The sequence below is a fragment of the Streptomyces sp. ICN903 genome (assembly GCF_022015835.1).
Lineage (GTDB): Bacteria > Actinomycetota > Actinomycetes > Streptomycetales > Streptomycetaceae > Streptomyces > Streptomyces fenghuangensis.
Genome location: NZ_JAKMAY010000027.1, coordinates 1 through 19182, shown reverse-complemented (window position 1 = coordinate 19182; position 19182 = coordinate 1). Strand labels below are relative to the sequence as shown.

Here is a 19182-nt window from a genome sequence, read left to right as displayed (position 1 = left end):
ACCCGGACGGCACCGCCCGCGCGGCGGCAGTCAGGGGTTGAGGGCAAGGCTGCCGCGGGCCCGCAGGCGCCGCGTGACGGGTACGGCGAGTGCGGAGGCCGCGAGGCAGTACCCGCCCAGCACGACGAGCTGGACCGGCTGGCCGACACCGGCGTCGAGCAGCAGGCCGCCGGCACCGGGCCCCAGAGCCGAGGCGAAGACCAGCACCGCCACCACCACCGACCTGATGGCGCCGAGGTGCCGGGTGCCGTACACCTCGGGCCACACCGCGCCGAACAGGCTCAGGGAGAGGCCGTTGGTGACGCCGTACAGGGCCATGAAGGCGAACGCGCTCCAAGGGGCCGTGACGGTGCCGAGCAGCAGCAGGCCGCCGGCGAGCGGGAGCAGGAAGACCGGCAGCAGTACGAGCCCGGTGAGGCGGTCCAGCAGGAGGCCGCCGGCCAGGCTGCACAGCACGGTCAGGACCGCGTAGAGCGGGAAGGCCGATGCCAGCACCTCGAGCGGCCAGTCGCGCGTCCGAGCCAGATGGACCTGGTGGAAGAAGACGGTGTTGCCGATCAGCGCGGGCGCCGCGGTGGTGAGCAGCAGGGGGTAGAAGCACCGGTCCCGCAGCACCTCGGCGCGGGTCCATCCGGCGGTGGCGGGCGCCGCCGGGGCCGGGGAGCCGGTCACGGGGCGGGGGATGCGTTCCGTCCTGAACAGCGCCGCGACGGCCGTGCCCACGACGGCCACCACCCCTCCGGCCGCCCACCACACGGACTGCCACCCAAAGGCGACGGCCAGAGCGACGGCCAGGGCCGGCAGGGCGGCCTCGCCCGTGTTCAGGCCCAGAGCGGCCAGGGAAACCGCCCGTCCCCGGTGCCGGGTGAACCAGCGGCCCAGCACGGTGAACGCGGTGTGCGTCATCATGCCCTGTCCGAAAAGCCGCAGCAGGACCAGGGCCCCGAACAGGGTGAAGAGGCCGGCCGAGCACGCCATGACCACGGCTCCCAGCGCCAGCAGAGGCGTGCTCACGAGCACCACCCGGCGCGCAGGATGGTGGTCGACCAGGTGGCCTGTCCTGGTCAGGGCGACGGCGCCGAGCAGGGTGGCCGCCATGTACAGGGCGCCGTAGGAGCCGTGGGTGAGGCCGTGCCTGCCGCGGATGTCCTCGGCGAAGAGCGACACGAAGAAGGTCTGGCCGAAGGAGGAGAGCAGGAACAGCAGGAAGCCGCCCAGCAGCCATCGGCCCTCACGGCGCACGAACGCGGTCTTTTCCAGGTTGGTCATGCGGTCCGTTCGCACCCGCTCGCAGTGGGCGGCACCGCGCTGCCGGCGGCCGGTCCGGTGTCCCCGGGCTCTCCGGCTCCGCCGGGGTCGAAGGCCGTCGCCGCGTACGCCGCCGTGTTGCGGGCCCAGTCCAGGTCGCGGTGGGCCGCCGCCATCTGCAGGTCGCGCCAGTGCCGGGCGAGCGGGTCGTCCGCGAAGTGGGCAGCGGTTCCGGCCAGTCGGACCAGCCGTTGTACGGAGCGGACGCACAGGCGGGCCAGATAGGCGCGGTCCCTGCCGATCGCGGCGGCGTCCTCGGGGGAAAGGGGCCGCCGGGCGGTCCCCGCCGTGTGCAGGCGCGCGCAGACGGCCTCGTACAGATGCCGGGCGCAGGCCAGTTCCGCCGCGCTCTCGGTCAGTCCGTCCCGCACCAGCGGCTGCTCCAGCGGATGCGATCCGCCGGCGTCCCGGGCGAACCGCTCCAGGCAGGCCGCGAAGGCGCCCTCGGCGCAGCCGAGCACCGGCCCGATCACGCAGCTGTTGACGTACGGCAGGAACGGCACCTCGCCGAGGTAGTACGGCGACGGCCCGCCACCGGACGGCTGCCGCCCGGCGAAGCAGTGCGACAGGGAGCCGGTCAGCGCCCCGGGCACGAAGACCCGGTCCACGAAGATGTCCCGCGATCCGGTGCCGGCCATTCCGCAGACGTCCCACCCCTCCCCGACCCGCACCTGCCCGGCGGAGAGCGGAATCAGTATCCGGCCCGCGGAATCGCCGCCGTGGCCGTTGAGCAGGAACCAGTCGGCGTGGTCGGCGGCGGAGCAGAAGCGCCACCGGCCTGCCACCTCGAAGCCCCCGGGGACGCGGGTGAAACGTCCGCCGGCCGCCGCGGACGCCGTCGCGAACACCTGCCGGGCGCCCGCCGCGAAGACGGTCTCGGCAGCCGCCCGGGGCAGCCGCCCGGCCAGCGCGGCGTGCCCGCCGACGACTCCGATGACCCACCCGGTGGACGGGCAGGCCCTGGCCGCGCGCCGGGCCGCCTCCACCAGCGTGGGCCAGCTGTGCCCCGGTCCGCCGAAGTCCGGCGGCGCGGTCAGCTGGAGCAGCCCGGTGTCGAGCAGCTCCGTGACGGTCGTGTCCGGCAGCCGACGCTCCCGCTCCGCCTCGGCGGCCCGGCCGCCCCACCGGCCGGCGAGCGTGTCGACTGCGGCGAGCACTTCCGGGTCGGCGCCCTCGACAGGCGTGTCCGGGCCCCTCATCGCGGCCCCGCCCCGCCGTGCCCGCCGACCCGGCGCACGACCGGGTCCTCGAAGCAGAAGCCGTCCGGGATGAACGGCTCTCCCGCCAGCTCCAGGAACTCCGCGAGCGTCCCGGCGTCGTCACACGCCACGAACTCGTAGAAGTTGGTGCCGTTCCACAGGAGGTGGACGTGTGCGAAACGGTCACCGAGCGTTTTCACCAGGTCGTCGAACTCCACCTGGCCGTCAGCCATCCGCGTCAGCATCTCCCGCCGCTTGCGCTCGATCTCCTCGGGAGGGAAGTAACGGGCCTTGTGCACCTCGTCCTTGACCCGCTCCCGGCGCTCGTACTCCCGCGGGTCGGGGTGGTTCAGCTTCTCCAGGAAGAACGCCAGGCCACCGGGCCTGAGCACCTCGGCGAGGTGCGCGGTCTGCGCGGCACGGTCCTTGCCGTAGAACTGGAACGCGGCCGTCTCGTACACCACGTCGAAACCGTCGCGGAACGGCGCGTACTGCGGTGCCGCCCGCAGCCCGGCGCGGTCGAGGTGGAACAGCGAGCCGGGGAAGTAGCGGGAGCGGGCCGGGTCCGCCCAGGTGTGGAACCACTGCTCGTTGGCCCGGTTGGGCGAGCTGGTCAGGGTGGTGACACGGCCGTCGGCGAAGGCCGCCAGGGTGCGTCCGTTGCTGCCGTCGAACGCGTCCGCCTCGTAGAAGGTCAGGCCGCGCCCGCCCGGCCGCGCACGGCGCTCGGCCAGGCGGGCCAGCGCGACACCGACCCGGGACAACTCCTCCAGGATGCCGGGCACGCTGGCCAGGAAGTGCCGGAAGAGCGGACCGGAGCGCTCCACCATGGCGTCCTGGTAGTCCAGCAGGAGGCGGTCGGGGAAGGCGTCGCGGATCGTGGAGCGCACCGGTACGCGCGGCACCTGGTCCCGTCCGGTCGCGATCGCCTCGAAGCGGTCGGCGAGGCCGGTCATCGAGGACGACGCCACATACTCGCCAGGACCGTCGCCGGCCGGGTCAGGGGCCGGCCCGGCGAGCGCCTGCCGCAGGGCCCGCCGGTCGGTCTTGCCGGACTCGGTGCGCGGGAGCTCGTCGCGGAGGAACACGAACGCGGGCACCATGTGCCAGTCGAGGCGTTCGGCGCAGTGGCGCCGCAGTTCCTCCTCCTCGGGTGTGCGGCCGTCGCGGGGCACGACACAGGCCGCGGGCACCTCGCCCGCCTCCTCGTCGGGCACCGGCACCACGGCGGCGTCGGCCACCAGAGGATGCTGCCTGAGCCGCGCCTCGACCTCGTGCGGGTTCACCTTGAACATCGACCGGCTGAAGGTGTCGTCCCGGCGGGCGGTCCAGTGCAGGAAGCCGTCCTCGTCCCGGACGAACAGGTCACCCGTGAACAGCACCCTGTCCTCACCGAACAGGCCGGTGCGCAGAACCCGGCCGGTCAGCTCGGGGTCGCCCCAGTAGCCCTGCATCACCTGGTCGCCCGCGACCACCAGTTCGCCGGGCACGCCGGGTTCCCCGACGAGAGCGCCGGTGCCGTCCACGAGGTGGGCGCGCACGCCGGGGACGGGCCTGCCCACGGAGCCGGGACGGCGGTCGATCTCCTCCGGCGGCAGGGCGCACACGCGTTTGCACTCGGTGAGCCCGTACATCGAGTGGATCGGCACGTCGGGGAGCGCCTCACGCAGCGTCCTGATGTGCTCCACCGGGAGGCGCTGCCCGGTGCTGGCCAGCAGACGCAGGGACGGGGACGGGTGCCGGCCGAGACCGTCCGCGCGGCACAGGTGGGCGAGCAGGGAGGGGAAGCCGTGGACGGCGGTGACACCTTCCTCGCCGATCGTCTCCCACACCTCCCGCGCGGACGCGGTGAGCCCCCGCAGCAGCACCACCCGGCCGCCGAAGGCCAGCGGCATCACGATGTTGTAGAAGCCGAAGTCGGAGCCGATGGGCGTGCAGCTCAGCACCACGTCGGCGGCCGTGTGGCCGAGTGAGGAGGTGACCGCTTCGAAGGCCGCCGTCATGGCGCGGTGGCCGATCGTCACGCCCTTCGGCGAGGAGGTGGAGCCCGATGTGTAGAAGACGGCGGCCGGCAGGCCCGCGACCGGTATGCCCGGACCCTTCCTGGGGCGTTCGAGCGGGTACGGTCGTGATGCCGGTTCACCCGGCGGCTCGCCGGCGCCCAGGGGGAGCACGGCGGCCAGGCCGGTGTCGGCGAAGAGGTCGCCCAGTGCCGCGGCCCGGTCGGTGACCAGGGCGGTGGCGTCGCAGGCGCGGATCTGGCGGACCAGCTTGCTCCGCGAGAACGTCGGATGCGTGGTGACCAGGCAGCCGCCCGCCTTGAGGATTCCCAGGGCCGCCGCGACGGAGTCGAGGGACAGGTCCGCGTACACCACCGCGCGGTCGCCCGCGCCGAGGCCGAGGCCGAGGAACCGCGCCGCGTACGAGTCGGCGAGTTCGTCCAGTGCCCCGTAGGAGACGGTGGTGCCGTCCAGGGTCACGGCGGCGCGTGCGGGGTGCCGTGCCGCGTTCGCCTCGAACAGCCCGGTGAGCCGTGAGCCGTGTCCGGCGGGGACGGGAGCGCCGTGACGCGCGCGGCCGCCCATCAGTAGGACGACGCCTTCTCACGATGGAGCGTGTGGCGTTCGGTGCCCCGCAGCGGCGGGTTGAAGATGCTGAGCAGCGTCATGTCGCCGTCCGGGTCCGCGCGCAGCCGGTGCCGGTCGTGCCGGTCGAGCGCGTAGAGCACACCCGGGGTGATCCGGTGGCCGACGCCCGTCATGTCCGTGATCTCCCCGGATCCCGACAGACAGAAGCAGGCCTCCAGGTGCGAGCGGTATTCCAGGAACGAGGAGGTGCCCGCCCGGACCACCGTGTGGCACACGGTGAAACCCATACCGTCCACGGCGGTGAGGAGGCGGACGCTGGTGCCGTTGCCCCAGTCGACCTCGTACCGGGAACCGGTCAGTTCGTCCAGCGAGCGGATCAGCATGAGGCTCCCTCCAGCGCCTTGGCCCACACGGGCAGCGATCACTGTAGAAAGCGCTTGCTCCCCCTTGACAGCAGGTATCTCGTCATTTCGGTGGCGCAAAGACGCCGCAGGCGTGGGAGGTGCCCGCGCCGCTCAGGGCGCAGGCCCGGCTCACCCCGGCCTCCGCCGAACGCTCCCCGCGGTCGCCGGCCCGCCGCCGACCGGGCCTCGACGAGGAGGTCAGGGACCACGACCGGCCGCTCGGCGAGCTCACCCGCCGGCAGGTCCCGACCTTGTGCACGCCTCCGGGACTCGAGCCGAACCCGCCTCAGCGGCCTGACGAACTGTAGGAGCGTCCGGGAGAGGCGGTTCGGCGTCCGTGCCGTCGCGGCCGGCTTCCCCACGCCGCATCCCACCGTCGCCGCGCCACCGGCGAACGAGCACGAGGCGCTTGCGACCGCGGCCGGCATGGCGCATACCCGGCTTCGGCAATCGACTCAGCCGGCACAGGACTGCTCGATACACTGCCACGACCTGTAGTCGCTCCCCACGGGTGCGGGGAGCCGATCCGCGATGGAGCGAGCAGTATGACCGACTTCGCCGGTACTGACGCAGACCAGCGGGGCACCGCAGAACCACTCACGGCAAGGTCGGCCTCCAGCGCCCGTGTCTACAACGCCATGGGCGGGGGCAAGGACCACTACTTACCGGACGAGGAGATCGCCCGGCAGATCGTCGAACTCTGGCCGACCGTGGGCCGGGCGGTGCAGGCCAACCGCGCCTTCATCCACACCTCCGCCCGCTGGCTCGCCCAGGAGGTCGGCATCCGCCAGTTCCTCGACCTGGGCTGCGGCATTCCCGCTCCGAACTCCCCGAACCTCCATGAGACCGTCCAGCAGATCGACCCGGTCTCCCGGGTGCTGTACGCGGACAACGACCCGACCGTACTGGCCCACACCTCGGCGCTGCTGACCAGCACCCCCGAGGGACGCACCGCCTATCTGAACGCCGACGCCACCGACCCCGACAGCGTTCTGACCTCTCGGGAGCTGACGGACACCCTGGACCTGAGCCGGCCGGTCGGCCTGTTCCTGTGCGCTCTGCTGCACCTGATCGCCGACCACCGGGATCCCAAGGGGATCGTCGGACGGTTCACCGAGGCCCTGGCTCCGGGCAGTTACGTGGTCATCAGCCACGCCACCCCCGACCACAACCCGGCGCTCATGGAGCAGGTCGCCGAGGTCTACGCCCGCGGCGGACGGGTCAACGCCACCGGAACCCTCCGCCGCCGCGAGGAGATCGAGCACCTGCTGAGCGACCGGCTGGAACTGGTCGAGCCCGGCATCGTGTCCGTCCACCGCTGGCAGCCAGGTATCGCTGCCGCGGATGCGGACCTGCCCGACGACGCGGTCAACTGCTACGCCCTCGTCGCCCGCAAGCCGTAGCGCCGAACACCCGGCACGCAAGGCGGAACAAGGCCCCGGCCCTGCCCGGACTGCTCCACCCGGCATCCCACCCCGCCCTGTCCCGGTACGAGGCAGGGCGGCAGTGTCGGTGCCGGCTGGGATGCTGCTGGGCATGGACGCGGAGGAATTCATGCGCGGCCGGGTCTACGGCGCCGACCACGACGATCCCCATCCCGGCCCCCGGGCGGGTCACGTCTACCGGGAGCTGGTGGGCGGGCCGCTGGACGGCCTGCTGCTCGACGTCACCGGCTGGGACGGGGAACGACTGAGCCAGGGCGCGGTGCTGGCCACCGAGATCGGCGCGTTCGGGCCCGGCGGCCGCGCCGTCTACCAGCCCCGCCCGGGTGATGCGCACCGGTGGGACTGGTGCGGGGACATGCCCTGACCGAGTGCGCGCGGGGACCGACGCCGGCACCCACGTCTCCCGCCGTCTCCCGCCCGCCCGAGGCCCGGGCCGCCCGCATCACCCCCGAGGGCCTGGACGCGCCGGCCTGGCACCACCACCGCACCGAAGCCGACCGGCCGTGCCCGGTCTGGGCGGTGAAGACATGGTGAGAACGGGGAGAGGAAAGGTCGCGTCCGCTACCCGAGCAGCGCGCGGGCCTGTTCACGCGCCGACGCGGCGGCATCCGGGAAGATGCCGAGGCCGTTCGCGACCAGGGCGCCCTCGTGCAGCAGCATCAGCGTCCGGGCCAGGTCACCGGCTCGGCTGGGGGCGATGTCGGCGGCGAGAAGTGTGAACAGGGTGAGCATCCACCGCTTCTGCCCGGTGATGACCGGGTGGGCCGGATGGCCCGGGTCGCTGATCTCCGCGTGGGCGTTGACCATGCTGCATCCCCTGGGGCTGAGTTCCGCCGCCCAGGCCTCCGTGGCGTCGAAGACGGCCAGGACCCGCGCGCGCGGGTCGGGGCCCGCTGCGTCCAGGCGCTCGGTGAGGAAGGCGCGCCAGCGCTCGTCGCGGTCGGCCAGGTACTCCACGACGATCTGCTCCTTGGAACCGAACCTGTCGTAGAGGGTCTTCTTCGTCACCCCGGCCTCGGCGGCGATGAGGTCGACGCCGACGGCGTGGATGCCGCGCTCGTAGAACAGCCGGGCGGCGGCCTCGAGGACGCGGCGGGCGGCGGGCGTCATGGTGATCCGGCGCGGAGCCTCAGCGGTACCCATGACACCCACTATACCGATCTGTATAGTGAGCGGGGTGTGGGTAAACCGATCTGTTTAGTGGTGTTGCGTCGTGAACATCCTGCTGTCCCTCGCCTTCGTCCTGTGCTGGAGCTCCGGCTTCATCGGCGCCAAACTCGGCGCGGGCAGCGCTTCCGCGATCACGGTCCTGATGTGGCGTTTCCTGCCGCTGGCCGTCGTCCTCGTCGCCGTCGCCGTCGTCATGCGCAGCGCGTGGAGGGGGCTCACCGCCCGGGACGTGACCCGCCAGGCCGTGATCGGCGTACTGTCGCAGAGCGGCTACCTGCTGAGCGTGTACTACGCCATCCAGCTCGGCGTCTCCAGCGGCACGACGGCCCTGATCGACGGAGTCCAGCCCCTCGTCGCCGGGGCTCTGGCGGGGCCGCTGCTGGGGCAGTACGTCTCGGGCCGCCAGTGGATCGGTCTGGTCCTGGGGCTGAGCGGCGTCGCCGTGGTCACCCTGGCCGACGCGGCGGCCGGGGCCGATGTGCCCTGGTGGGCGTATGTCGTCCCGCTGCTCGGCATGTTCTCCCTCGTCGCGGCGACGTTCCTGGAGAGCCGGTCCCGCTCGCGGGTCGCGCCCTCGGTGTCACTCACCGTCCACTGCGCCACCAGCGCTGTCCTCTTCTCCGTGCTGGCCGTGGCAGCCGGAGCCGCCGCGCCGCCCGCCGAGGGCGCGTTCTGGCTCGCGGTCGCCTGGCTCGTAGGACTGTCCACCTTCGGCGGCTACGGGTTGTACTGGCTCATCCTGAAGCGCTCCGGCGTCACCAAGGTCAACACGTTGATGTTCCTGATGGCCCCGGTCACGGCCGTCTGGGGGGCACTGATGTTCGGTGAGCCCTTCGGCCTCCAGACCGCTTTCGGGCTGATCGTCTGCCTCTCGGCCGTCGTCGTCGTCCACCGCGGCGAGGGCGGGCGGGGGGACGGAGGCGGCAGGGCCCTGACCGTCGCTCGCGGCGGGCGTGTGGCCGCCGGAGAGCGCGGCTGACACCAGGGCGGGCCGTCGGGGCGGCGGCTGCGCTTCCGGGAACAGCACGCAGGCGTTCGTGCGTGTGTGTGAGACGAGAGCGGTCGGCAGGCCTCACGGCCCACCGGCGCCCACGTGACCGGGGCGTTCCGCGCCGCACCGGAGACGGGGGCGCCCGGCCCCGTCCCGTCGGCCCCACCGCCGACAACGCCGGCCTCATGCCGTCACCGGCTGCCTTCGGGCCCCGCACGTCCGCTGCACACCCGCCGGCCGCCCGCACCACCCCGGTTGCACGCCCGTTCGACAGACCCGGTCAGTCGAGTGGAGCCTGCGGGTTCCCCGCATGTGACGTGGATCACGGCGGAGGGAAAACCCGCGGCCCGGCCCGGGCGTCTAGCGGGTGTGGGATCAGTCAGGGCGGCACTGCGCGAGATGGACGAGGAGCGTCTCGTCCGGCTGGTGGCGAAGGGCGACCGTGCCGCGTTCGAGGAGCTGTACCGGCGTACGTCGCCGTGGATGGCGGTGCGACTGCGCCGCCGGTGCGCGGACGAGCAGATCGTCGCGGAGGTCATGCAGGAGACCTACCTGGCGGTGTGGCGCGCGGCGGGTGCGTTCGCCGGGACCGCGGCCGGGGGGAGCGCCGTCGGTTGGCTGTGGACGATCGCGGCGCGCCGCCTGGTCGACGCGTTCCGGCGCAGAGCCCACCACGCGGAGCCGCCGCCGGCCGCCGCCGTGCCCGACGTGGCACCCGCCGCCGAGGAGGAGGCGCTCGCGGCGAGCGTCGGCGGTGACGTCGGGGACGCGCTGCGGTGCCTCGCGCCGGAGTTGAGACAGGTACTGCAGGCCATGGTGCTCGACGGGCTGTCCGTCCGGGAGACCGCGGTTCTGCTCGGACTGCCCGAGGGCACGGTCAAGACCCGTGCCCGCCGGGCCCGGATCGCGATGCGGAGGGCGCTGACGTGACCGGAGAGCATGCGTCGATGCGGGCCGTCGAGAGTTACGCGCGCGGCGGCACGGATCTCGTCGCCGACGAGGTGTGGGCCGTGGAGGCCCATCTGGAGGTGTGCCGGGTGTGCCGTGACCGGCTGTCCGCCGTTGTCGGTGCCGGAGTGCCCGCCGTGGCGGGGCTGGTCGACACCGTGTGGTCCGGTCTCGAGCCCCGGCTGGCGGTCACCGCCACGATGCCGCGCGGACGGCACTGGCCGGCGCGGCTGTCGCGGTGGCTGACGCCCACGATGGTGCCCTGGTCGGCCATGGTCGCGGGCGTGACATTGCTGGCCCTGCTGCTCGACCTGGCCGGCACCGGTTTTGGCGGGGTGCCGCTGGTGCTGCTGTTCGCGCCGGTCCTGCCCGTGCTCGGCGTGGCGGCGTCCTGGTCGCGGGGTCTGGACCCGGCCTACGAACTGACGGCCTCGGTGCCCAGGGCCGGGCTCTACCTGGTGTTGCGGCGCACCGCGTCCGTGCTCGGCGTGGTCGTCCCCGCACTGCTGGTGGGCGGGTGGGCGACGGGAGTGATGGTGGCGCAGTGGCTGCTGCCCTGCCTGGCCCTCACAGCGGCGACGCTGGCGCTCGGCGGTGCCGCCGGTGTGACCCGCGCCGCCGCTTGGCTGGCCGCCGTGTGGGCCGCCGTGGTCGTGGCGCCGACCCTGGCCACCAGTCGTACGGTCTTCGCCCTGCAGACGGGAGGCCTGCCCGTGTGGGGGCTGGTTCTCGCCCTCGCCACCGGTGTCGTGATCGCCCGCAGGGGCGCGTACTCCGTGCTGGGAGCCCATCGTTGAGCACCGGAAAGGAACACCACATGACATCCGCGGTGAGCGCGTCCGACATCGCGCCGAAGTCCTACGCCTGGGAGGTCCGGGCCACCGGGCTGCGGGTCAGGGCCGGCAGGAAGCGGATGGCCGTCGACGGCCTCGACCTGTCACTGGGCACCGGCGTGCACGGACTCCTCGGCCCCAACGGAGCGGGCAAGACCACCCTCATCCGGGCAATGGCCACCGTCCTGCGCCCCGCCGAGGGCACTTTGGAACTGCTCGGCGAGTCCGTGAGCGGCATGGGTGAGCACCGGGCGCTGCGCCGCCGGATCGGCTACCTGCCGCAGGAGTTCGGCTACTACAAGCGCTTCACGGTGCGGGAGTTCGTCGAGTACATGGCGTGGTTGAAGGAGGTGCCGAAGGCGGAGATCCCCGAGGCGGTGCAGCGTGCCGTGGAGCGGGTGGGCCTTGCGGACCGCGCCGACGAGCGGATGAAGGCCCTGTCGGGCGGCATGGTGCGCAGGGTCGGCATCGCCCAGGCCATCGTCAACGATCCGTCGATCCTGTTGCTGGACGAGCCGACGGTCGGCCTGGACCCGACCCAGCGACTGCGTTTCCGCAAACTGCTGCAGGAGTTGGGTACGGACACCTGCGTGGTCGTCTCGACCCACCTGGTGGAAGACGTCGCCGCCGCCTGCACCGACGTGGTGCTCTTCGCCGAGGGCCGGCTGGTCTTCCAGGGAACCCCGGACGAACTGGCCGCGGCGGGCGACCCCGGGCACGTGGGCGACAACCCCCTGGAACGCGGCTACTCGGCGCTGCTGCAGGGCCGCGACCGGGGAAGGGGCGCCTGGTGAACATCCGCGTCCTGCGCATCGAGCTGAGGCGCTCCCTCGCCCCGTGGGCCGGTGCCGTGGTCCTGACGACGGCGCTGGCGTTCCTGTACCTGGTGGACGCCGCATGGTGGAGGGGCACCACGGCGTGGACGGCCCAGTGGACGTCCATGGCCCTGTGGACCCGCGCCCTGCTGTTCTACCTGTGGCCGCTCGCTGTGGGGTTCGGGGCGCTGCAGGGCCTGCGCGACCACCGCTCGAAGATGTCCGAACTGCTGAAGAGCACACCGCGGCCCGCCCGGCACCGCGCGGCCGCGCTGGCGGGCATCACGGCGACCACGCTGGTCTCGGCCTTCGCGCTCCTCGTCCTCGTGGGCGCGGCCCAGGTGCTCGCGGGCGCCACGTACACGCACCTCGGATGGCTGCCCATCTCGCTGGTGGGGGCGCTCTCCCTCGTCGCGGGAGCCGTGTTGGGCATGGGGGCCGGGCGGGTCCTGCCGTCCGTGCTCACCCCGCCCGCGCTGGCCATGGGCGCCTTCGTGTTCACAGCGCTCCTGCAGATGTCGCCGGGCCGGACGGAGACGGTCACACAGGAGGGGTACCCGAGCACGGAGCCGAACCGCGTCTCGCTGCTGTCGCCTGCGGTGCAGGAGGTGCACCACGTGCTCGTCACCCTCTCCGCCCCCGTGCACGCCGGGCAGACGATCTGGCTGCTCGGCATGGCCGCGACCGGCTTCGCGCTGCTGGCCGCCGCGACCGCGCGCGCCCGGCTGCTGGCCCTGACACCCGTCCTGGCGGGCGCCGTGACCGCCCTGCTCGTCCTCCCCTCCGACCCGCGCCGGATGTACGTCGTCGACACGGCCGCCGCGGAACCGGTGTGCGACGGCCCGGTGTGCGTGACCAAGGCGCACGAGCCGCGGCTCGCCGATCTCGCGGACCCCGCAGGAGAGGCCCTGGGCCTGCTGCGCGCCGCCCTGGGCGGCCGGGCCCCGGTCTCGGTCCGGGAGAACACCGCCGTACTGCCGGACGGTGCCATGCCGCGGTGGTCCCGTACGACCGTGCTCGTCGACTTCGACGACGACCTCATCGGCGCGGCCGAGGGCGAGGAGTTGACCTGGGCCCTGATCGCCCGTGGCATGGTGCCGGGCTGCACACCCGCCGGCTGGAGCAGCTTCGGGGGAGAGGACATCGCGCGGAGCGTCGCGGCGGGCTGGGTCCTGGGGGACCTCAAGTCACCGCCCGGCACCGGGCCGGCCGACCTACGCCAGGAGATCGACACCGAGGCCCGCGAGGTCTGGAAGGACCTCAGGGCGCTGCCGCGGGCCGAACAGCTCTCGCGGATCAACGCGATGCGCGCCGCCGCGCTCTCCTGCGAGGGAGACGTGCTCGAAGCCCTGACCGGCGGTGCGTCCCGGTGAGATGGGCGATGCTGTACGCGCGCTCGCGGCAGGTGCCCGCGTCGCTCGCCGCGGTGGTGATCAGCGCGGTGGCGGCATGGGTGATCGCCGGCAACGGGGACGGGGGGCCCGTCGATCCGCGGCTGCCCGTGCTCGTTCTCACCGCGGGGGCGATGGCGGCCTCGGTCGGGCTCAGCGGGCAGGACCTCGCGCTGGACCGGGCGGCCGCGATCCGGTGGGGGCCCCGCAGAGCGGCGCACGTGCTGCTCGCCGGCGCGATCGTCGGCGCGGCGCTGCCGGCGGTGCGGATGATGGGCGAGGACCTGGCCACCACCGCGTTCGTCGTCCGGGACAGCGCGGGCCTGATGGGGCTGGCCGCCCTGGGCGCGGCGCTCTCGGACGGCCGGTACGCATGGACGCCGCCGTTCGCCTGGCTGTCGTTCTCGTTCCTCGCCCCGCCCCCGACGAGTGTGCCGACGCAGGTGGCGGCCTGGATGCTGCTGCCGCCCGGCACGGCGGCGGGCACCTGGACGGCCCTGATCCTCACGGTCGTCGGCACCGCCGCCTACGCCTTCGCGGGGCCGAGGCGGTGACCGGGCCGGGGGAGCGCGTCGTGGGCGGGTTCGGCGGGAGACCGGCGGGCGGTGAGGCGAAGCAGCGCGTCGTTCGCCGTTTCCGTGCCCACTGTCACGCGGACCCCCTCGCCGTGTACGGCCCGTACGAGGATGCCCTGGCGGGCGGCTTCCGCGGCGAAGGCCTCGGAGGCGGAGCCGAGGGGCAGCCACAGGAAGTTCGCCGCCGAGGGCACGACGGGCCAGCCCTGGAGCGCGAGGCGTTCGGCCAGACGCTCGCGTTCGGCGACGACGTGGGCCGCGTACCGCAGGACGTCGGTCCTGCGAGCGAGCGCGGTGAGGGCGGCGGCCTGGGCGACCGTGCTCACCGAGAAGGGCAGCAGCCGGTCGCGCAGGGTGTGTGCCGTGTCGGGGTGGGCGAGGGCGTAGCCGACGCGCAGGCCCGCCAGACCGTAGGCCTTGGAGAAGGATCGCAGGACCACCAGGTTCGGCCGGTCGCGGTACAACTCGCGCCCGTCGGCGGTCGACTCGGCGTCCGCGAATTCGTGGTACGCCTCGTCGAGGACGACGACCACCCGCTCCGGGACCGCACGCAGGAACGCGGTCAGGTCGGCGGCGTTGACCACGGTACCGGTCGGATTGTTGGGGTTGCACACGATCAGGACGCGGGTGTCGGCGGTGATGTTCTCCAGCATTCGCGGCAGGTCGTGCCGGTGGTCCCGCAGTGGGACCTCGACCGGACGGGCGCCGGCGGAGCGCACGATCAGGCGGTAGGCGTCGAAGGACGGCCGCGCGTACAGCACCTCGCCGCGGCCCGGTGCCGCCCACTGCACGACGTGTTGGAGCAGCGTCGCCGAACCCGGGCCCACCAGCACGTCGGTGGGCGGGACGGCGTAGGTGCGTGCCACGGCTTCGGTCAGTTCGCGGGCGTGGGGATCGGGGTAGCGGTGCGGTTCGTCGAGCGAGGGCCGCAGCGCCCGGGTCAGGTCGGCGATCGGGGCTTCCGGCAGTTCGTTCAAGGAGAGCCGGTGCTCGCGGCCGGCCGTCGCGGGCCCGGTGGCGTCCGTCATGCCGTGTCTCCGAGGACGTTGTCGATGAAGGCCGCGGTGTCCGCCAGCGCGCGGTCCCGGTCCAGGTCGTGGTAGAGGCCGTGGAGGGCCCCCGGGTAGATCCGCTCGGTGAGGTGGAAACCGCGGATCTTCTCCAGGCCGTCCCTGGTCTCGTCGATCCGGGCCAGCGGGTCGGCGTCGCCGTGGAGCCAGAGCGTGGGCAGGAAGGCGAGGCCGTTCCCCTCGTTGAGGCGATCGAGGCAGGTGACGACCGCCTCCAAGGTGGTGCGGACGAAGGTGCCGTGCCAGACCAGTGGGTCGTCGTTGTAGCGGGCAGCCTCGGCGGGATCGCGGGACATCACCGCGCCGACGTCGATGGGCATCTCGGGAATCTCGTCGAAGGCGAGCAGCGCGGTGGCGGTATGCCAGGAGCCGAGCACCGGGGCGACCAGGACGAGGGCCGCCAGGTCGTCGGGATGGCGTTGGGCGTAGCGCGCGGCGATCATGCCGCCGATGGAGTGCCCGATCAGGACCACGGGAAGGTCGGGATGCCCGGCGCGGGCGTGCGCCACGACCGTGTGGACGTCGTCGACGAGTTCGTCGTAGTCGTCCACCAGTGCGCGCGGCCCCCCCGACCGGCCGCTGCCCATGTGGTCCGGGGCGTGGACGGTTGCGCCGTGCCGATTCAGGGCCTGGGCCAGGTGCGCGTAGCGACCCGCGTGATCGGCGTAGCCGTGGACGAAGACGGCGAGATAGCGGGGAGAGGGGTGGGGCCAGCTGTGCGTGTGGATTGGGTGACGGACACCGGCGAACCGCCGTCCGGTCTCTTCGGTCATCACTCGCTCCCGTTCGTCTTCTTCTGCGTCTCGGTTTTCCGGTCTTCGGTCCGCGGCGGGCTCACTCCACGAGTTCCACCCGGTAGTCGCGCATCCAGTCGTCGATCCTGATCAGGGACTCGAACCCCATCCGCAGGAACCGCAGTTCCCCGGGTGCGGCCCGCCGCACCGCGGCGTGTGCCTCGGCGGCGCTGCGTTCGTCCATCAGGGCGCGCACCGGCGCCGCGGTGTCCGCCATCAGCTCGGCCAACCGGCTCTTGAGCATCTGGTCGTAGTCCGGGTCGGCGATCGCCGGGTACGGCTCCTTCCGCCGGGTCAGCACGGATTGGGGGAGGTCCGCTGCCACGGCGGCGCGCAGCAGGCTCTTCTCACGTCCGTCGAAGGCCTTCATCGACCACGGCACGTTGAACACGTACTCCACCAGGTCCTGGTCGAGGAACGGCACCCGCACCTCCAGACCCACGGCCATGCTCATCCGGTCCTTGCGGTCCAGGAGCATCGGCAGGAACCGGGTGAGGAAGAGGTGGCCGACGGTGCGCATGCGCCGCTCGTCCTCCCCCTCCCCGGGCAGGACGGGAACGTCGGCCAGCGCCTCGGAGTAGCGGTCGGCGCGGTACTCCTCGAACTTCAGCCGCTCCGGCAGCGCGGGGTCGAGGAAGGACGGGCCCCGCGGGGCGCCCGCGTCGCCCGTGTGCATCCAGGGGAAGGTCCGCGCGCGTGTGGCGTTCTCGTCGTGGAACCAGGGGTAGCCGCCGAACAGTTCGTCGGCGCCCTCGCCGGACAACGCGACCGTGGACCGCTGCCTGATCGCCTTGAACAGCAGGTACAGGGACGTGTCCATGTCGGCGAGGCCCTGCGGCAGGTCGCGGGCGCGCAGGACGGCGGCCCGCGCCGCGGGGTCGGACAGCAGCGTCGCGTCGAGCGTGATCGACTCGTGTGCGGCGCCCACGTGGTCGGCCAGTTTCGCCGCGTGGGCGGCGTCGTCACCAGGGCCGGAGCCCGGCCCGGCGAAGGCGACCGAGAAGCAGTGCAGGGGCGGTTCGCCCCGCGCCCGCAGGGCCTGCGCGGCGAACGCCGCCACCGAGCTGGAGTCCAGCCCGCCCGACAGCAGCGAGCACAGCGGGACGTCCGCGACGGTCTGGCCGGCGACCGCCGCCCGGAGCAGCTCCCGCACCCGGTCGACGGTGGTGTCGAAGTCGTCCTCGTGCGGTCGGGCCTCGAGCCGCCAGTAGGGCGTCTCGGTGAGCTTTCCGCGGGAGACGCGCACGACATGGCCGGGGCGGACCTGGAACATGCCGTCGAAGATCGCGTGTCCGGGGGTGTTGGCCCAGGTCATCAGCTCGCGCAGGCCGTCGGAACCCAGCCGGGCCCGCGCCTGGGGGTGGGCGAGGATCGCCTTTGGTTCGGAGCCGAAGAGCACGCCGTCCACGGTCGGGTAGTAGTAGAGCGGCTTGACCCCCAGCCGGTCGCGTACCAGGAGCAACTCCTGGCGGCGTACGTCCCACAGGGCGAGGGCGAACATGCCGTTGAGGCGGTGGACGAAGGCGTCGCCCCACTCCAGATAGGCGCGCAGGACGACCTCGGTGTCGCTGAGGGTGCGGAAGCGGTGGCCGGCGGAGCGCAGTTGTTCGCGCAGCCGGGCGAAGCCGTAGATCTCGCCGCTGTAGGAGAGGGCGGCCGTGATCCGCCCGTCCTCCCCGGCGGTCATGGGCTGCGTGCCGCCGGCAGGGTCGATCACGGCGAGCCGACGGTGCCCGAGGGCCACATGACGGTCGTGGAAGACACCTCCGGCGTCGGGGCCGCGGCAGACCATGGTCGCGGTCATCGCCTCCACGGTGGAACGGTGTGCGGTGGGGTCCTGTTCGTAGGCGACCCAGCCGGTGATGCCACACATCTGTTCTCGCCTCCGCGCGTCACGCCGGAAGTGCACCGAGCTGTCGGTGCAGTCCGAGCAGGTCCATCTGGTCCCAGTGCTGGGCGAGCAGGCCCTCCTCGACCAGGAAGATGTCGATGAGGCCGACGGAGAACCGCCGACCGGACGGCGGGATGCCCATGACGGTGCCGACCTGCCGGCCGCTGAAGGTCATCCGGGCGACGACCTTGTCCCCCTCGACGATCAGGTCGTCCAGGGTCAGCCGGAGGTCCTCCACCGCGGCCGACCAGCGGCGTACGGCCGCGCGCATGCCCTCGATGCCGCGCTCCACCGCCGGGTTGGGGTGTCGGTAGTCGGGGTGCAGGCAGTGGTCCAGATGCCGGGGGTCTCCTTCGTTGTAGGCCGCGAGGAAATGGTCCATGAGCCGCAGAGCGTGTTCTCGGTCCACTGCTGTCGTCCCTCCGTCTGGGGTGCGGTCAGGGGGTGGGTTCGGCCAGCCGGGCCAGGCGGGGCGGTGTCACCGGGGCGACCTCGGCGCCCAGCGCCGTCGCGGCGACCAGGTCACAGGCGTCGGAGTTGCTGTAGGGGTGCATGGTCCCGGCGCGTACGTCGCGGTGAGCGCGCTCGTAGACCGAGCCGGGGCGCAGGGCCGGCGTGCCGATGAGCCTGATCACGTGGTCGACGACCGCCACGGCGTTGTTGGTGCCGACGGTCTTGGCCAGCACGACCCGGGACATGCCCTGCTGGATGCCCAGCTCGTTCCACAGGGCGTTGCCCATGACCTCGCCGGTGGTCCGGTCGATGAGCGCGCGGGACGTCTCGATGAGTGCCTCGCACTCGGCGAGCGTGGTCCTGACGTACGGCCGTTCCTCCCAGCCGCGGCTCAGGACGTCCCGCACGCACTGCTCGTACGCCCCCACGGCGACGCCGAGGTAGACCGCGGCGAAGGTGGGCATGGCCCATCCCCACACGGTCTGGAGCAGCGAGCCGTCCAGCGTGCCGACGGGGAAGCTGGTGATGACGTTCTCCTCGGGCACCATGACGTCGCGCAGTTCTATGCTCTCACTGCGGGTGGCCCTCAGGGCGGAGGTGTTCCAGGTGCCGTCCAGGACGCGGATTCCGGGGCTGTCGGCGGGGATGCGGAACACCAGGACGTGCGGGCCGTCGGGGTGGTCGCGGTACTCCGCCATCGACGTCATGTGGGTCATGACGGCCGAGCCGGTGCCGAAGGTCTTGTCCCCGGTGACCAGGTAACCGCCGTCCACCTTGCGGGCCTTGGCGCCGGTGCTGCGGACAAGGGCGTGACCGGGCTCGGCGGTGGCGCCCATGAGGACGACGTTTCCGTCGGCGATGTCGGCGAGCATCCGCCGAGCGCGCTCGTCGCCCGTGGTACGCCAGGCCCGGGCCAGCTGGCCCGCCATCGACAGGTGCATGTTCACGGTGAGGGCCGTGGAGGCGCAGCCGGCGGCCAGTCGTTCCTGGGCCGCCGCCATGTCGCCGAGGTCGCCGCCGAGCCCGCCGAGTTCCCGCGGGACGGTCAGCCTGAGATAGCCGGCGTTCCGCAGGTCGTCGATGTTGCGGTACGGGAACGCGGCCTTCCGGTCGTACTCCGCGGCCCGCTCGCGGAAGGTCGCCGCGAGCTCCTCCGCCAACGCGACGTGCCGTTTCCGTGCGGGGCGGGTGATGAGAGGACGCATGATGACTCCAACGGTTGGCGGGCGGATTCGGAACCGGGAGCGGCGGCCGACCGCCCCCGCCGGTGAGCCGGTGGGGGCGGCTAGCCGGCGGGGTCGTGGGGC

Annotated in this window: 18 protein-coding genes; 8 read left to right on the top strand and 10 right to left on the bottom strand. The window is 72.9% G+C overall.

Features of this window, described 5'->3' with window-relative positions; all coding sequences use genetic code 11:
* Positions 1-30: 30 nt before the first annotated feature.
* From L7D48_RS05000 to L7D48_RS04985, 4 genes are read right to left on the bottom strand one after another with little or no spacing between them, the layout of a single operon-like run.
* Positions 31-1269: an MFS transporter gene (locus L7D48_RS05000; RefSeq protein ID WP_237877658.1), complete on the bottom strand. Its 1239-nt coding sequence runs from the start codon at positions 1267-1269 to the stop codon at positions 31-33.
* Positions 1266-2507, bottom strand: coding sequence for an acyl-CoA dehydrogenase family protein (locus L7D48_RS04995; protein ID WP_237877657.1), 1242 nt, complete (start codon positions 2505-2507; stop codon positions 1266-1268). Before L7D48_RS04995 ends, L7D48_RS05000 begins: the two co-directional genes overlap by 4 nt.
* Positions 2504-5092: a class I adenylate-forming enzyme family protein gene (locus L7D48_RS04990; RefSeq protein WP_237877656.1), complete on the bottom strand. Its 2589-nt coding sequence runs from the start codon at positions 5090-5092 to the stop codon at positions 2504-2506. The genes L7D48_RS04995 and L7D48_RS04990 overlap by 4 nt, the downstream gene beginning before the upstream one ends.
* Complete coding sequence (locus L7D48_RS04985; protein WP_237877655.1) at positions 5092-5478, bottom strand: ectoine synthase; 387 nt, start codon at positions 5476-5478, stop codon at positions 5092-5094. Before L7D48_RS04985 ends, L7D48_RS04990 begins: the two co-directional genes overlap by 1 nt.
* A gap of 566 nt (positions 5479-6044) precedes the next feature.
* On the opposite strand from L7D48_RS04985, the gene L7D48_RS04980 reads away from it, so the two are divergent.
* Entirely contained in the window at positions 6045-6902 is an 858-nt protein-coding gene (locus tag L7D48_RS04980) for an SAM-dependent methyltransferase (protein WP_237877654.1), read from the top strand.
* A gap of 133 nt (positions 6903-7035) precedes the next feature.
* A complete protein-coding gene (locus L7D48_RS04975) occupies positions 7036-7308 on the top strand; it encodes a hypothetical protein (RefSeq protein WP_237877653.1) in 273 nt (90 codons plus the stop codon).
* Positions 7309-7505: 197 nt separating this feature from the next.
* Here the strand turns inward: L7D48_RS04975 and L7D48_RS04970 are convergent, their stop codons facing one another.
* Positions 7506-8087, bottom strand: coding sequence for a TetR/AcrR family transcriptional regulator (locus tag L7D48_RS04970; protein ID WP_237877652.1), 582 nt, complete (start codon positions 8085-8087; stop codon positions 7506-7508).
* A 70-nt stretch (positions 8088-8157) separates the two neighbouring features.
* Between L7D48_RS04970 and L7D48_RS04965 the strand changes: the two genes are divergently transcribed.
* From L7D48_RS04965 to L7D48_RS04940, 6 genes are all read left to right on the top strand, one after another.
* Entirely contained in the window at positions 8158-9093 is a 936-nt protein-coding gene (locus L7D48_RS04965) for a DMT family transporter (protein ID WP_237877651.1), read from the top strand.
* A 411-nt stretch (positions 9094-9504) separates the two neighbouring features.
* Complete coding sequence (locus L7D48_RS04960) at positions 9505-10035, top strand: RNA polymerase sigma factor (RefSeq protein ID WP_237877670.1); 531 nt, start codon at positions 9505-9507, stop codon at positions 10033-10035.
* A complete protein-coding gene (locus L7D48_RS04955; protein WP_237877650.1) occupies positions 10032-10850 on the top strand; it encodes a zf-HC2 domain-containing protein in 819 nt (272 codons plus the stop codon). Before L7D48_RS04960 ends, L7D48_RS04955 begins: the two co-directional genes overlap by 4 nt.
* 20 nt (positions 10851-10870) lie before the next feature.
* Positions 10871-11680, top strand: a complete 810-nt coding sequence (locus L7D48_RS04950) for an ABC transporter ATP-binding protein (RefSeq protein WP_237877649.1) — start codon at positions 10871-10873, stop codon at positions 11678-11680.
* Positions 11677-13074: a hypothetical protein gene (locus L7D48_RS04945; RefSeq protein WP_237877648.1), complete on the top strand. Its 1398-nt coding sequence runs from the start codon at positions 11677-11679 to the stop codon at positions 13072-13074. Before L7D48_RS04950 ends, L7D48_RS04945 begins: the two co-directional genes overlap by 4 nt.
* On the top strand, positions 13071-13646 hold the full coding sequence (locus tag L7D48_RS04940; RefSeq protein ID WP_237877647.1) for a hypothetical protein: 576 nt from the start codon (positions 13071-13073) through the stop codon (positions 13644-13646). Before L7D48_RS04945 ends, L7D48_RS04940 begins: the two co-directional genes overlap by 4 nt.
* On the opposite strand, the gene L7D48_RS04935 is transcribed toward L7D48_RS04940, so the two are convergent.
* The 5 genes from L7D48_RS04935 to L7D48_RS04915 form a co-directional block, all read right to left on the bottom strand.
* Positions 13619-14695, bottom strand: coding sequence for a histidinol-phosphate transaminase (locus L7D48_RS04935; RefSeq protein WP_237877646.1), 1077 nt, complete (start codon positions 14693-14695; stop codon positions 13619-13621). The two genes, L7D48_RS04940 and L7D48_RS04935, sit on opposite strands and share 28 nt — an antisense overlap.
* On the bottom strand, positions 14692-15510 hold the full coding sequence (locus tag L7D48_RS04930; RefSeq protein ID WP_237877645.1) for an alpha/beta hydrolase: 819 nt from the start codon (positions 15508-15510) through the stop codon (positions 14692-14694). The genes L7D48_RS04935 and L7D48_RS04930 overlap by 4 nt, the downstream gene beginning before the upstream one ends.
* Before the next feature lie 61 nt (positions 15511-15571).
* Positions 15572-17404 (bottom strand): asparagine synthase (glutamine-hydrolyzing), encoded by a 1833-nt coding sequence (asnB, locus tag L7D48_RS04925; RefSeq protein ID WP_237877644.1) that lies wholly within the window; start codon positions 17402-17404, stop codon positions 15572-15574.
* A gap of 19 nt (positions 17405-17423) precedes the next feature.
* Entirely contained in the window at positions 17424-17804 is a 381-nt protein-coding gene (locus L7D48_RS04920; RefSeq protein ID WP_237877643.1) for an ester cyclase, read from the bottom strand.
* Between the two features lie 55 nt (positions 17805-17859).
* Positions 17860-19080 carry an acyl-CoA dehydrogenase family protein gene (locus tag L7D48_RS04915; RefSeq protein ID WP_237877642.1) on the bottom strand — a complete coding sequence of 407 codons (1221 nt, stop codon included), beginning with the start codon at positions 19078-19080 and terminating at the stop codon, positions 17860-17862.
* Positions 19081-19182: the final 102 nt, after the last annotated feature.

Coding starts and splice junctions, on each gene's coding strand:
- L7D48_RS04920 (WP_237877643.1), bottom strand. CDS start 17,804: ATGGACCATTTCCTCGCGGCCTACAACGAAGGAGACCCCCGGCATCTG.
- L7D48_RS04990 (WP_237877656.1), bottom strand. CDS start 5,092: ATGGGCGGCCGCGCGCGTCACGGCGCTCCCGTCCCCGCCGGACACGGC.
- L7D48_RS04930 (WP_237877645.1), bottom strand. CDS start 15,510: ATGACCGAAGAGACCGGACGGCGGTTCGCCGGTGTCCGTCACCCAATC.
- L7D48_RS04995 (WP_237877657.1), bottom strand. CDS start 2,507: ATGAGGGGCCCGGACACGCCTGTCGAGGGCGCCGACCCGGAAGTGCTC.
- L7D48_RS04980 (WP_237877654.1), top strand. CDS start 6,045: ATGACCGACTTCGCCGGTACTGACGCAGACCAGCGGGGCACCGCAGAA.
- L7D48_RS04935 (WP_237877646.1), bottom strand. CDS start 14,695: ATGACGGACGCCACCGGGCCCGCGACGGCCGGCCGCGAGCACCGGCTC.
- asnB (WP_237877644.1), bottom strand. CDS start 17,404: ATGTGTGGCATCACCGGCTGGGTCGCCTACGAACAGGACCCCACCGCA.
- L7D48_RS04975 (WP_237877653.1), top strand. CDS start 7,036: ATGGACGCGGAGGAATTCATGCGCGGCCGGGTCTACGGCGCCGACCAC.
- L7D48_RS04915 (WP_237877642.1), bottom strand. CDS start 19,080: ATGCGTCCTCTCATCACCCGCCCCGCACGGAAACGGCACGTCGCGTTG.
- L7D48_RS04960 (WP_237877670.1), top strand. CDS start 9,505: ATGGACGAGGAGCGTCTCGTCCGGCTGGTGGCGAAGGGCGACCGTGCC.
- L7D48_RS04985 (WP_237877655.1), bottom strand. CDS start 5,478: ATGCTGATCCGCTCGCTGGACGAACTGACCGGTTCCCGGTACGAGGTC.
- L7D48_RS05000 (WP_237877658.1), bottom strand. CDS start 1,269: ATGACCAACCTGGAAAAGACCGCGTTCGTGCGCCGTGAGGGCCGATGG.
- L7D48_RS04970 (WP_237877652.1), bottom strand. CDS start 8,087: ATGGGTACCGCTGAGGCTCCGCGCCGGATCACCATGACGCCCGCCGCC.
- L7D48_RS04950 (WP_237877649.1), top strand. CDS start 10,871: ATGACATCCGCGGTGAGCGCGTCCGACATCGCGCCGAAGTCCTACGCC.